Annotated in this window: 13 protein-coding genes; 6 read left to right on the forward strand and 7 right to left on the reverse strand. The window is 61.9% G+C overall.

The window, feature by feature from the left end:
* The 4 genes from ptsP to dhaL all read right to left on the reverse strand — a co-directional run.
* Positions 1 to 1,581, reverse strand: a 1,581-nt coding sequence (gene ptsP / locus ACILRA_RS12000) for a phosphoenolpyruvate--protein phosphotransferase (protein WP_395662335.1), incomplete at its 3' end; no start/stop codon positions are given.
* A complete protein-coding gene (locus ACILRA_RS12005; RefSeq protein WP_395662336.1) occupies positions 1,571 to 1,864 on the reverse strand; it encodes an HPr family phosphocarrier protein in 294 nt (97 codons plus the stop codon). The genes ACILRA_RS12005 and ptsP, both read right to left, overlap by 11 nt.
* Positions 1,861 to 2,247 (reverse strand): dihydroxyacetone kinase phosphoryl donor subunit DhaM, encoded by a 387-nt coding sequence (gene dhaM / locus ACILRA_RS12010; RefSeq protein ID WP_395662337.1) that lies wholly within the window; start codon positions 2,245 to 2,247, stop codon positions 1,861 to 1,863. Before dhaM ends, ACILRA_RS12005 begins: the two co-directional genes overlap by 4 nt.
* Positions 2,244 to 2,846, reverse strand: a complete 603-nt coding sequence (gene dhaL, locus ACILRA_RS12015; protein WP_395662338.1) for a dihydroxyacetone kinase subunit DhaL — start codon at positions 2,844 to 2,846, stop codon at positions 2,244 to 2,246. Before dhaL ends, dhaM begins: the two co-directional genes overlap by 4 nt.
* Positions 2,847 to 2,993: 147 nt before the next feature.
* Here dhaL and ACILRA_RS12020 point away from each other — a divergent pair, with 147 nt between their 5' ends.
* Positions 2,994 to 3,557 (forward strand): tetratricopeptide repeat protein, encoded by a 564-nt coding sequence (locus tag ACILRA_RS12020; RefSeq protein ID WP_395662339.1) that lies wholly within the window; start codon positions 2,994 to 2,996, stop codon positions 3,555 to 3,557.
* Between the two features lie 66 nt (positions 3,558 to 3,623).
* On the opposite strand, the gene ACILRA_RS12025 is transcribed toward ACILRA_RS12020, so the two are convergent.
* Both ACILRA_RS12025 and ACILRA_RS12030 read right to left on the reverse strand, forming a co-directional pair.
* Complete coding sequence (locus ACILRA_RS12025) at positions 3,624 to 4,607, reverse strand: tripartite tricarboxylate transporter substrate-binding protein (protein WP_395662340.1); 984 nt, start codon at positions 4,605 to 4,607, stop codon at positions 3,624 to 3,626.
* Between the two features lie 258 nt (positions 4,608 to 4,865).
* Complete coding sequence (locus ACILRA_RS12030) at positions 4,866 to 6,137, reverse strand: hypothetical protein (protein WP_395662341.1); 1,272 nt, start codon at positions 6,135 to 6,137, stop codon at positions 4,866 to 4,868.
* Positions 6,138 to 6,546: 409 nt separating this feature from the next.
* Here ACILRA_RS12030 and ACILRA_RS12035 point away from each other — a divergent pair, with 409 nt between their 5' ends.
* Positions 6,547 to 6,822 carry an HdeA/HdeB family chaperone gene (locus ACILRA_RS12035; protein ID WP_395662342.1) on the forward strand — a complete coding sequence of 92 codons (276 nt, stop codon included), beginning with the start codon at positions 6,547 to 6,549 and terminating at the stop codon, positions 6,820 to 6,822.
* 561 nt (positions 6,823 to 7,383) lie between these two features.
* Here the strand turns inward: ACILRA_RS12035 and ACILRA_RS12040 are convergent.
* Positions 7,384 to 7,767 (reverse strand): hypothetical protein, encoded by a 384-nt coding sequence (locus ACILRA_RS12040; protein WP_395662343.1) that lies wholly within the window; start codon positions 7,765 to 7,767, stop codon positions 7,384 to 7,386.
* A 277-nt stretch (positions 7,768 to 8,044) separates the two neighbouring features.
* Here ACILRA_RS12040 and ACILRA_RS12045 point away from each other — a divergent pair, with 277 nt between their 5' ends.
* The 4 genes from ACILRA_RS12045 to ACILRA_RS12060 form a co-directional block, all read left to right on the forward strand.
* The gene (locus ACILRA_RS12045) at positions 8,045 to 9,250 is read left to right on the forward strand and encodes an ABC transporter substrate-binding protein (RefSeq protein WP_395662346.1); all 1,206 of its coding nucleotides are present in this window, start codon (positions 8,045 to 8,047) and stop codon (positions 9,248 to 9,250) included.
* Between the two features lie 93 nt (positions 9,251 to 9,343).
* Positions 9,344 to 10,213: a carbohydrate ABC transporter permease gene (locus ACILRA_RS12050; protein ID WP_395662347.1), complete on the forward strand. Its 870-nt coding sequence runs from the start codon at positions 9,344 to 9,346 to the stop codon at positions 10,211 to 10,213.
* Entirely contained in the window at positions 10,210 to 11,091 is an 882-nt protein-coding gene (locus ACILRA_RS12055) for a carbohydrate ABC transporter permease (RefSeq protein ID WP_395662344.1), read from the forward strand. The genes ACILRA_RS12050 and ACILRA_RS12055 overlap by 4 nt, the downstream gene beginning before the upstream one ends.
* A gap of 3 nt (positions 11,092 to 11,094) precedes the next feature.
* Positions 11,095 to 12,172, forward strand: a 1,078-nt coding sequence (locus tag ACILRA_RS12060; RefSeq protein WP_395662345.1) for an ABC transporter ATP-binding protein, incomplete at its 3' end; no start/stop codon positions are given.

The raw sequence follows: 12,172 nt of genomic DNA on the forward strand, positions 1-12,172 counted from the left end.
AAGCTCCGCGATCGCCGCCTTGACGGCGGCGATCCGTGCCGGCGCCACCGAAAGCGACGTGATGCCCGCAGCGAGAAGGGCTGCGATGTGGCGCGGTTCGCTCGCCATGTCGCCGCACAGGCTGACGGGGGTTCCCGTCTCGCGGCCATGGCGCGCCACGGATTCGATGAGGCGCAGGACGGCGGGATGCGCCGGATCGTTCAACGCTGCGACCCGCGCGTCATCGCGTGAGGACGCAGTCACATATTGCGTCAGGTCGTTCGAACCGATGGAGAGGAAGTCCGCCGCGCGGAACAGATCCGGCGCGATGGCGACCGCCGGCACCTCCACCATGATGCCAAGCGGCGGCGCCTTCACCGGCACGCCGCGTTGAGAGAGTTCGGCGCGGCAGGCCTCGAAGAGATCGGACGTCCGGGTGATTTCCTCCGGCACCGTCACCATGGGGATCATGATCTTGAGCGGCCCATGAACGGCGGCCCGCGCCAGCGCCCTCAGCTGCGTGCGGAACACTTCCTCATGCGCCAGCGTCAGCCGCACGCCGCGCAGGCCCAGGAACGGGTTCGATTCGCCCTCGGGCGTCAACCCGCGCACCGGCTTGTCGCCACCAATGTCCAGCGTCCGGATGGTGACGGGCCGGCCCTCCGCCCAGGCGAGGAAGCTGCTGTAGGCGCGGTACTGCGTATCCTCATCGGGAAGCGGCGCGCCGTCGCGGAACAGGAACTCCGAGCGCATGAGGCCGATGCCATCGCAGCAGGAGGCGTCGATCTGGTCCAGCTCCTCCACCCCGGCCACGTTGATGAGCACCTCGATGGGCGCGCCGGACTTGCGAAGCGCCGGCCTGAAGCGGAACTGCTCCACCGCGGCGCGGCTTTCGGCCAGCGCGGCCAATTGCGCGCGATAGGCCTGCTGCTCGGCTTCGCCGGGGTCCGCAGTGACCCGGCCGCCGCTGCCATCGACGATCAGCGTCTGCGCTTCCATGAAGCCCGCCGCGCCGAGGCCCACCACCATGGGAATGCCGCGCGCCCGTGCGAGCATCGCCACGTGGCTCGTCGTGCTGCCGCGGGCGAGCGCGATCGCCCCGCCGCTGCTCCAGTCGGTTTCCAGGAAGGCGGTGGGCCCGATGTCGTCTCCCGCCAGAACCGCCCCCGCAACGGCGGCCTCTTCCGTTTCGCCCGTCACATGGCGCAGCACGCGGTCGCGCATGTCGGTTAAGTCCGCCGCGCGCGCCCGGAAATAGTCGTCCTCGGAGGCCTCATAACCCGCGATCTCGCCATTCAGCGCATCCATCCAGGCGATGTGCGCGCCAATGCCGAACTCGATTGTGGAGAACGCCGGGGCGGAGAGTGCTTCATCCTCCAGCATGGCAAGCTGGAAGGCCAGCATGTCCTGCGCCTCGCCCTCGACGCGCGCCATCAATGCGGCAAGCTCGCCCATGGCAAGCGCAATCGCATGGCGCAGCACCTGGTGTTCGGCATCGGGGCTTCCTGCACGGCGCTCCGCTCTTGCCGAGCGCCCAAGCTGCCGCACCGGGCCGATCCAGAGCCCGTCCGCGGCGCCCGTGCCTTGAAAGCTAGTGCCCATCGGCTGCTTCGTCGAAGTCGCGCCTGACGAGGTCTGTTACGGCATCGACCGCCGCCTGTGCATCCTCGCCCGAGGCACGCACGTGGAGCGTCGTGTTCTGCCGCGCCTTCATCGCCATCACCTTGACGATGCTCTTGGCGTCGATCCAGGGTCCTTCCGCAGCGCCAGCGATCTCGATCACCGAGGAAAACCCCTTGGCCAGCTTGGTCAGCTTCACCGAGGGCCTTGCGTGAAGGCCCACGTCATGCGTGATCACCACCGATCCTTCAGCCATCGTGCTCATTGTGCTGAAAGCTCCTCTGCTGTGCGCTTCACGTCGGCGAGGGACCCGCCGCCCCAGGCTTCTGTCGCCGCCATCACCGCGCCCTCGACCACCGGCGCATTGCAGATCACGATCTTCGCCTGGCGTTCGGCGGGCAGCATCTCGATTGCCATCTCGCTGTTGGTCTCGGCCCCGCCGAGATCGACCAGAATGGCGACGCCGTCCTCCGACCATGCCTGGTCGATGGCCGCCATGATCTTCTCCACGCTGGTGCCCAGCCCGCCGTCCGGGTTGCCACCGCAGAAGCCTAGCGGCACGTCGTTGCCCACCATCTGGCGCACCATGTCGGCGGCGCCCCTGGCGACGTCCGGCGAATGCGACACGATCACGATTCCCACCGTCATGCCCGGCCCTCCAGCACGTCGCACACCGCCTCGATCATGATCTGGCTGGAGCGCGCACCGGGGTCCATGTGGCCGATGGACCTGTCGCCCAGGAAGGACGCGCGGCCCTTGATCGCCTTCATCGGCACCGTGGCCTGGGCCCGTTCCGCCGCGAGCGCCCGGACGCTGGCCAGGCTGGCGCCGCCATGGCCAAGATGTGTGGCGACCGGTCCCAGCACATCCAGCATGGTCTTGTTGTCGAAATCCGCCTTGCCGCGCGCCTTCAGCGCATCGACAGCCGCGTGCAGCGCGCGGGCAAGGTCCGCCACCGCGGGTTCTTCCGGCAACTCCTTGCCGAGCGTCATGAACAGCGTGCCATAGAGCGGGCCTGAAGCCCCGCCCACCTTCATCACCAGCGTCATGCCCACAGTCTTCAGCGCCTCGCCCAGCGGCTTGGCGAGGATCGCCGCCCGCTCCGCCAGCACCGCCTCGAAGCCGCGCTTCATGTTGAGGCCGTGGTCGGCATCGCCAATGGCCGAATCGAGCGCTGTCAGCTCGTCCGCCGCGGCGATGATCCGCGCCGCGACCATATCGAGAAGGGTATCGAGGGGAGGGGCCATAAGGCATCGTCCTGTGTTTAGTGTTTCTGTTTACTAATCACGAGTTCACTAAACATGCAAGCCACCTGCTTCGCAGGCGCACAAAACTCCGCTCTCCCGCCCTGGTAGAGAATCACCTATCATTTTCGCATGACATGCGCCGCGCCGATGAGACTGATCCTCGCCCTCACCATGCTTTTGCTGGCGGCTGCGCCATCAATTGCCGATGACGTCCGAAGGGGAACCAGCCTCTATTGGCGCGGTGACTACGGCGCTGCCGCCGCCGTTCTGAAGCCGCTGGCCCGCGACGGGAACGTCCTCGCGCAATTCGCCATCGCGGTGATGTATGACGATGGCCGCGGCCTGCCGCAGGACTTCTCGCGCGCCTTGTCATGGTACAGGAAGGCCGCCCACGCCGGCCTCGTCGATGCGCAATACATGGTGGGCCGCTTCTACGGCCGCGGCCGCGGCGTGAAGCAGAACCCTTCCGCCGCCTTCTTCTGGTTCAATCTCGCCGCCGCAGGGGGCCACCCGCGCGCTGCTGCCCTCAGGGATCAGCACCGGCTCCAGATCAGCCCCGCCCAGCGCCGCCGTATGGAGGATGAAGCAGTGTCATGGCATGAACGGCATCCCCGCCAGTTCACGTGCCGCTTCCAGCGCTGCATCTATCCGGGCTGGACGCCACGGCCACGCTGGACAGAGCTTGATCCGGATGAGGCCGTGCCCCGCTGAACACAATGTGCGCCACGCTCGCAAAGGCCTCCGCGGCGCCAAGGCACTGAAATGTGGTGCTGGAACTTACTTCGCCGAGCCTTGAGGAAGTGCAAGGCCCTGCAGGGTCTTCCAGCGCGGGATCTCGGCCTCAAGCCTGGCCTTGAGGGCCGCGGGCGTTGCATCCGCGGCGGAGGAGGGTTCGGTGCCGAGTTCCGCAAAGCGCGCAATCACCTCCGGGCTGGCCAGCGCCCTCTGCAGCGCGGCAGACAGGCGCTCGTTCACCGCGGCCGGCGTGCCCTTCGGCGTATAGATGCCGTGCCAAACCGAAACATCGAAACCGGCAAGGCCGCTTTCGATTGCGGTGGGCAGGTCAGGCAGTACCGCGAGCCGCGCGGGCGTCGTCACCGCATAGGCCTTGATGGTGCCGTCCTTGATATGCTGCGTCGTGTTGGTGGTCTGGTCGCACATGAAGTCGACCTTGCCGGCGAGCAGATCGATCATCGCGGGGCCGGTGCCATCGTAAGGAATGGTCTTCAGCTGTGTTTCGATCGCGCTCATGAACAATAGGCCGCAGAGGTGCGATGCTCCGCCGACGGTCGCATTGGCCATGGTCACTGTCGCCGCATTGGCTCTCAAGTAGCTGACAAGTGAACTGAAGTCGCCGGGTGGAAAGTCCTTGCGCGCCACGATGGTCATCGGCACGTCCGTCACCAGGCCCACATAGTCGAAGGCGGTCAGCGTATCATAAGGTAACTTGCTGTGGAGTGTGGCGCTGGTTGCCATGCCGATGTGGTGTAGCAGCAGGGTGTAGCCATCGGGTTCGGCGGAGGCCACCTTGCCCGCACCCAGCGTACCGCCCGCACCGCTGACATTCTCCACCACGATTTGTTGGCCGAGATCGGCCGACATCCCATCAGCGATCAGCCGCGCCACCGTATCTGTCGGTCCACCGGCCGCGAACGGCACCACCATGGTGATCTGCCGCTCGGGATAGGATTGTGCCCAAGCACCCGACACCGCGAGGATCGCGCATGCCGCAAGGCCGAGAAGAGTCTTGTGGAATGTCATGTGTTCCCCCCAAGAAATGAATGGCGATGCCGCATCTGCGTTGCAGGCCTTTCAAGGCCGCTGCGGGCAACTTCCGGATAAGCCTTCCCACACCGTTCGGCAAGCTTTGGCGGCCGCCAGCAGCACGCACCATGCCGCCCGTCCCTCTATCCTGGGTGGATTTCCACCCACTGGGCGCCAACGTGCTGCCAGGGCATGATCTTTGCGCGCGTTCTTTTCGGCAAGGTGATTCCACCTGGCCGGAACGCGCGCTGGTCATCAAGGAAGACTACCATAGCTGACAGTCATCGGATCCTTGATTGCGATCGTCACGGCTTGCTTGATGAAGCTTGACGGCTTTGTATACACGACACCCGGGGTCGGATTGTTTCCGGGGCCACCTGGGTTGTAGAAGGGCTTGTAGTGCGATTTGTTTGAAGGAACCAATACGTACTTGATACGCTTCATGACAGCCTCATCCCCCTGCAGAATGATGTCGATTTGGTTGTCATGGTCTTCAACATAGGAATCATCGTAACTGGCCTGCGCGACAGACAAGTCAGCAAGCCCGAGTATTCGAATGGAGCCGGCTTTCAGTTTGTAGGTCTTGTCAGTCTCGGTCAGAAGTATGCGCCGGCCATCCAGGTCCCTGACTTCGACTTGGAAGAAACTCTCGAATTCGGTTGGATATAGAGAGCGAACACCATCCGGTGAGAACCCTCCCGTCGTGAGCACGCGGAGACGGTATTGAGCCTTGTTCCCGTAGAGCGCGGCGCCATCATTTGGCGTATTCCCCGAAAAGAAAGCTGGAGCGCCTTCTCCCTCCGTCGAAAGAACACTCAATTTCGCCGCACAGAGCGTCGGACCCGCGTAGTAGCCAGTCAGTGGCTTGATTGAATTTCCGTAAGTGAAACCGACAGCAAGTTTCGTTTGTCCCCCGGGCCCCACCAGCGTGAGCGGTGTGGCATCTCTGACGATTTTCAACCTGACCGGATAAACAGCACCCGGATATCCTGGCGTAATTCGATTGCCAAACTTCTGACTCACAATGACAACGGTACTGCGTTCATTGTATTCGCTATTGGGGGTTATGGATGCGCCATCTGCGATGATCCGCTCCCCCGTGTTGAGTGTGACCTCAAAGTCCGAGCCATCAACCGTGCTTGGCAGAACCGGCCAACTGAACACCACCGGGAAACCGCCAGCGCCAACAATGTCGACGTCATAGCCGATGTACATCCCATAGGGTGTGGCCGATGAGGTATAAGCCCTGAGATTGGGATTCGGATTTGTTGTGCTCAAAACTTCCCAGGCACCCCCAAACTGAGCATTTGCTGCTTGGCCTTCCTCGGACGTTGATAAATTCGGAACTCCAAGAATCTGGGTAAACCCAAGGGAAGCACTGAGGATTTGCGGCTTGGTTGTCCAGTAGTCCGCATTGATCAGAATATCTTGCATGAGGGTTTCATAGATCACGTTGGGCGGATCCGCCTTCGCGTTCGAACCCAAACTCATCGCCAGCATCAATGACGCAACGCGAAGTGATTTCATGAAGATATCTCCTGAGAGGACGGTACGCAGAACACGCTGGAAGGGGTGAATGAGCATTCAAGGCACTCTGCGCGGGAAAACCAAGTCAACTGATCACGGACACCCCAAATGAGTAAACAGCATACCGTAACTTGACGATTGTAGCATCACAAACTCTTTCTGCAGAGCTGCCATTTTGGGTTCCGTAACCAGACGCCCAGCAACAACATACAGGTGAATTGCCTGCCAAAGTCAGAATGTTTCGATCCTTGTAAAGACAGCGACTACTGGCAGTTCGACATGGTTCTGAACGGCAACCAGAGGAAGCAAAGCATCACGAGGTGGAAAAGACGTTGACAAGAGCTTCAAGTTTTCTCAGCATCAACAGCGTAGAAAATTGGGAGTTACTTTAGTGAAGACCCTACCCGTCATGATCATGGCGCTCGGAGCGCTCTTTCCAGCTGCTGCATCGGCAGAGACGCTTGATATCTCCACTCTCAAGTGCTCTGACATCATCGAGATGAGCCCTGAAGATGGCGCGATGTTGCTTGCCTGGATCGACGGCTATCTGGGCGGGCGGGCTGATGACACGCGATTTGATATGGATCGCTTCAGTTCCAATGCCGACGCTGCGGGCGTGGCATGCGAAGCCGACCCGAATGCGGGTCTTCTCACAGTGCTGAAAGCAGCTGAAGCCGGCAACTAGGCGGCTGGCGGTTCTTGACGGCGTGAAGGTTCTGCAACACTTGAACATGTGCAGATTTCTTCGAGTTCGATGCGGCTTTCGAAATTGACCGGGGTGCCCAGGCTTCAGCTGCTCTGTGTCGTTTTGAATTGATCTTCGCTTTTTATGGAATTCAACTTGCGATGATCAAGGAATCGGGGTTCGAAGAATTTGCCGCAGGTTCATAGACCCAGAACTTGTGAACGGCAGAAGCTATTCCTACCTTCAGTGATGTCTGACTCGCCGAAGGGCTGCTATCTGGCGACGTCTTGTCGAACGCTTGCAGATTTCTTCCGATCATGGGCAGAACGGCAAGCGGAAATCATCGTCTTTCGCCGCCAGCTAAACCTTTTGCGCCGGAAATGACCTGAACGGCCGGTCCTTGCCAACACGGACCGGCTGCTCTTTGCTTGGTTGTATCGGCTTGATCTTGGGCACGGCTATGAGATCGCGCACTGCGCTGATTGTGCCTCCCGGCGATGAAGACATTGGCGCGGCCATCACCGGTCATAATCGTCCCGTCATGCGGATGGTCCTCCCTGTTCACCGCCCTTGCGGCGCAAGCTGGCTGTTCTCGCTTATGATCCGCCGCACCCTGCGCGCCGCCGTGCGAACGCTGTCTTCCCGCAGTTGTACTCCAACCTTGCGACAGGCTTCCCTGTTGAACGGCGATGCCTCGATGACCGCCTCAATCTTCGCCAGCAGTTCCGCATCGCTGTAGGCCCCCTGGCGCCCGCGCCGACGGCCTTCATCTTGGCTGCGGGGCGGGGCGTCGTTCCATTTCGCATCCGGCGCGGCTCCGGTGGCCAGGATGCCGCCGTTGAACCTGCCACTGATGCCGATGGCCTTCCCGAGGCACTGCTCGCAAAACTCGATCAGCGCGCGGCCGCAACCGTCCATGGCCTGCTTGAAATAGACCTTCAGCATCTCCGTGCCATGCATGAAAGCGTTCGCATTATGGATGAATAGGATGCCGATGTGGCCTGGTCCCTGCCGCTGGAGCGAATTCGTGAAGCTCCGCATGGTGCCGCCATGGGAATAGTCGGCAGAATTATGTGGTGAACACACCCCCCCAATTGCCATTGCAGTCTGCGCCCCAAAACGTTTTGCTCGTAACGAGCTGGTTACTTAGAATTCCGGCATCGATGCAACACAGGGAGAAAATATAATGTTTCGCAAGTTCCTTTTGACGACTGCGGCCCTCATGGGCCTGACTGCCATGGCGCATGCCGATGAGGTGGAAGTTCTGCACTGGTGGACGTCCGGCGGCGAGGCCGCGGCACTCGAAGTCCTGAAGAAGGACCTGGAGTCCAAGGGCGTCACCTGGAAGGACATGCCCGTAGCCGGTGGCGGCGGTGAGGCCGCGATGACGGCACTCCGCGCCCGCGTCACGGCCGGCAACCCGCCCACTGCCGTGCAGGGCCTGGGCTTCGACATCACCGACTGGGCCAAGCAGGGTGCGCTGGGCGACCTCAACGAGGTGGCCAATGCTGAAGGCTGGGACAAGGTGATCCCCGCCGCACTGCAGAACTTCTCCAAGCATGACGGCAAGTGGATCGCCGCTCCCGTCAACGTCCACTCCACCAACTGGGTGTGGATCAACAAGGCAGCGCTTGACGCCGCTGGCGGCAAGGCGCCCGAGTCCTGGGACGAGCTCGTCGTGGTTCTTGACAAGATGAAGGCCAACGGCATCACGCCGCTCGCCCATGGCGGCCAGCCCTGGCAGGACGCCACCATGTTTGACGCGGTCGTGCTGTCCATGGGCTCCGACTTCTACAAGTCGGCAATGATCGATCTCGACCCGGCAGCGCTGTCGGGCGACAAGATGGTCGAGGTATTCAACCGCATGGCCAAGCTCCGCAGCTATGTGGACGACAACTTCTCGGGCCGTGACTGGAACCTCGCCTCCGCCATGGTAATCGAGGGCAAGGGCGGCATGCAGATGATGGGCGACTGGGCCAAGGGCGAATTCCTCAAGGCCGGCAAGAAGCCGGGCGCAGACTTCGTCTGCATCCGCTTCCCTGGAACGCAGGGTGCTGTCACCTTCAACTCTGACCAGTTCATGATGTTCAAGGTCGGCGAAGGCCAGCAGAAGGCCCAGCTCCTGATGGCATCCGCCATCGAGAACCCCACCTTCCAGTCGGCCTTCAACGTCGTGAAGGGCTCTGTTCCCGCACGCACCGACGTGCCGAACGACGCCTTCGACGATTGCGGCAAGAAGGGCATGGCGGACCTCGCCGAGGCCAACACCAACGGCACGCTCATGGGCTCCATGGCGCATGGCCATGCCGCACCCGCGGCCGTCAAGAACGCCGTCTATGACGTGGTGACGCGCCACTTCAACGGCGAGATGGACCCCGCTGCCGCCGCCAAGGAACTGGCGGATGCGGTCGCCGCCGCCAAGGGCTGATGACACTGAAGGGCCCCGGTCTTGCCGGGGCCCTTTTCCCTTCTCTCAAGGCGAAGAGGTGATCCCGTGCCCGCAACCGCCGCACCGCGCGCCATGCTCCAGGCCTGGCTGCCGCGCCTCGTTCTGGCGCCCAGCTTCGCGCTGATCCTCCTGTTCGTCTACGGCTTCATCATCTTCACGGGCGTTCTCTCCTTTAGCGGATCCAAGATCCTTCCGGATCTTTCGAGCTGGGTGGGCTTCCACAATTACGTCCGGCTGTTCAACCACCCGAACTGGATCACGTCGCTCAAGAACCTCGCCATCTTCGCGACACTCTACATCGTTGTCAGCAGCGTCCTGGGCCTGGGCCTGGCCATCCTGCTCGACCAGAAGATCCGCGGTGAGGGCGTGCTGCGCCCGATCTATCTCTATCCCATGGCGCTGTCCTTCATCGTCACCGGCGTGGCGTGGAAGTGGTTCCTCGATCCCGGCATCGGTCTCGAGCATGTGGTCCAGTCCTGGGGCTTCGAGAGCTTCTCCTTCCGCTGGATCAAGGAAGGCAAGATGGCGATCTACACCATCGTCATCGCTGCCGTGTGGCAGTCGACAGGCTTCGTCATGGCGATGTTCCTCGCAGGGCTTCGCGGGGTGGACAACGAGATCATCAAGGCGGCACAGATCGATGGCGCGTCGAACTGGACGCTCTACCGCCGCATCATCATTCCCATGATGCGCCCGGTCTTCCTCTCGGCCTTCGTCGTTCTGGCCCATCTCGCCATCAAGTCCTATGACCTCATTGTGGCGATGACAAGCGGCGGCCCCGGCACCGCCACTTGGACGCCCGCTCTCTTCATGCAGAACTTCACCTTCACCCGCAACGAGATGGGCATGGGTGCCGCCTCTGCCATCATCATGATGATGATGATCGCCGCCATCATCGTGCCTTATCTCTATTCGGAACTGTCACAGGGGAACCGCAAATGAGTGCCCCCTCGCAGGACACTGCCGTCCGCACTGGCGTCTTTATGCGCGCGGCGATCTATGTGCTGCTGATCATATTCGCCGTCTATTTCCTTCTGCCGCTCTATGTGATGCTGGTGAATTCGCTGAAGCCCCTCACCGAGATCCAGCAGGGCCGCATGCTGGCGCTGCCGCTTGAATGGACGCTCGCCCCCTGGGGCAGCGCCTGGTCCACCGCCCAGATCGGGGTGCAGCCCACAGGCCTCAAGCCATATTTCATCAACTCGCTCATGATGGTGGTGCCCGCCGTGGCGATCTCCACCTTCCTGGGTGCCCTCAACGGTTATGTGCTCACCAAGTGGCGCTTCCCCGGTCACAACATCGTCTTCGGTCTGATGCTGCTGGCCTGCTTCATTCCCTTCCAGATCGTGCTGATCCCGTCGGCACGCATTCTCGGGCTTCTTGGCCTCGCAGGAACAACACCGGGCTTGGTACTCATCCACGTGGTCTATGGCCTCGGCTTCACCACGCTGTTCTTCCGGAACTACTACGAAGCCTTTCCGACGGAACTGGTGCGCGCCGCGATGATCGACGGCGCTGGCTTTTGGCAGATCTTCCGGCGGATCCTGCTGCCGTCTTCGGCCCCAATCATCATCGTCACCGTCATCTGGCAGTTCACCAACATCTGGAACGACTTCCTCTTCGGTGCCTCCTTCTCGGATGCAGACTCGATGCCAATGACGGTGGCGCTCAACAACCTCGTCAACTCCTCCACTGGTGTGAAGGAATACAACGTGCATTTCGCGGGCGCGATCCTCGCCGCTCTTCCCACCCTCATCGTCTATGTCGTGTCCGGCCGCTATTTCGTGCGCGGCCTCATGGCGGGCTCCGTCAAGGGATAATCCATGGCCTTCCTCGAAATCGACAGTCTGGAAAAAAAGTTCGGCGCGGTGGGTGTGCTGAAGGGCATCGACCTCGATGTTGACGAGGGCGGTTTTCTCGTGCTCGTCGGCCCCTCGGGCTGTGGCAAGTCCACGCTGCTGAACACCATCGCTGGCCTTGAGTCGATTACCTCAGGCGAGATCCGCATCGCCGGCCGCAAGGTGAATGACCTGCACCCCTCCGAGCGTGACATCGCCATGGTGTTCCAGTCCTATGCGCTCTACCCGAATATGACGGTAGAACAGAACATCGGCTTCGGCATGGAAATGCGCGGCGTGGCGAAGCCGGAACGTGACAAGGCGATCCAGGGCGTGGCGGAGATGCTGCAGATCGGGCACCTGTTGCAGCGCAAGCCCTCACAGCTCTCGGGCGGCCAGCGCCAGCGCGTCGCCATGGGCCGTGCGCTGGTGCGCCGGCCCAAGCTGTTCCTGTTTGACGAGCCGCTCTCCAACCTCGATGCCAAGCTCCGCGTCGACATGCGAACCGAGATCAAGCGGCTGCACCATCGTATCAAGACCACCATCGTCTACGTCACCCATGACCAGATCGAGGCAATGACCCTCGCCACCAAGATCGCCGTGCTGAAGGATGGCGTCCTCCAGCAGGCGGGAACCCCGTCGGAGATCTACAATTCTCCCGCGAACATGTTCGTGGCGGATTTCATGGGCTCGCCCGCAATGAATCTCTTGACCGCCACCATCTGCGGCAGCCCTGGCGCGCTCCATCTCGAGCTTGCCCATCGTGAGGGCTCTCCGCTGGTCATCCCGCTCCATGACGATAAGCTGGCTTCCCGCCTGGGCCAGAAGGTGATCTTCGGCATCAGGCCAGAAGCCATCACCGATCCTGAAGGTGCCGATCGGCTGTCTCGCCATTTGGTGGAGGCTGACTGCATGATCGAGGTGGTGGAGCCCGCCGGTGCAGACACCTTTGCGATAACGCATCTGGGCGGCAAGGAAACCGTGGCACGGCTCCGCGCTGACACCAAGACGGCCGCAGGCCATGTCAGCCGCCTCGCCTTCAACCTCGACCGCGCCGTCTTCT

It is taken from the genome of Aestuariivirga sp., assembly GCF_044239095.1.
Classification (GTDB): domain Bacteria; phylum Pseudomonadota; class Alphaproteobacteria; order Rhizobiales; family Aestuariivirgaceae; genus Aestuariivirga.

Excerpts from the sequence above, each read along its gene's own strand:
- ACILRA_RS12045 (WP_395662346.1), top strand. The coding sequence starts at position 8,045 with ATGGGCCTGACTGCCATGGCGCATGCCGATGAGGTGGAAGTTCTGCAC.
- ACILRA_RS12025 (WP_395662340.1), bottom strand. The coding sequence starts at position 4,607 with ATGACATTCCACAAGACTCTTCTCGGCCTTGCGGCATGCGCGATCCTC.
- ACILRA_RS12005 (WP_395662336.1), bottom strand. The coding sequence starts at position 1,864 with ATGAGCACGATGGCTGAAGGATCGGTGGTGATCACGCATGACGTGGGC.
- ACILRA_RS12055 (WP_395662344.1), top strand. The coding sequence starts at position 10,210 with ATGAGTGCCCCCTCGCAGGACACTGCCGTCCGCACTGGCGTCTTTATG.
- ACILRA_RS12020 (WP_395662339.1), top strand. The coding sequence starts at position 2,994 with ATGAGACTGATCCTCGCCCTCACCATGCTTTTGCTGGCGGCTGCGCCA.
- dhaM (WP_395662337.1), bottom strand. The coding sequence starts at position 2,247 with ATGACGGTGGGAATCGTGATCGTGTCGCATTCGCCGGACGTCGCCAGG.
- ACILRA_RS12050 (WP_395662347.1), top strand. The coding sequence starts at position 9,344 with ATGCTCCAGGCCTGGCTGCCGCGCCTCGTTCTGGCGCCCAGCTTCGCG.
- dhaL (WP_395662338.1), bottom strand. The coding sequence starts at position 2,846 with ATGGCCCCTCCCCTCGATACCCTTCTCGATATGGTCGCGGCGCGGATC.
- ACILRA_RS12030 (WP_395662341.1), bottom strand. The coding sequence starts at position 6,137 with ATGAAATCACTTCGCGTTGCGTCATTGATGCTGGCGATGAGTTTGGGT.
- ACILRA_RS12040 (WP_395662343.1), bottom strand. The coding sequence starts at position 7,767 with ATGCTGAAGGTCTATTTCAAGCAGGCCATGGACGGTTGCGGCCGCGCG.
- ACILRA_RS12035 (WP_395662342.1), top strand. The coding sequence starts at position 6,547 with ATGATCATGGCGCTCGGAGCGCTCTTTCCAGCTGCTGCATCGGCAGAG.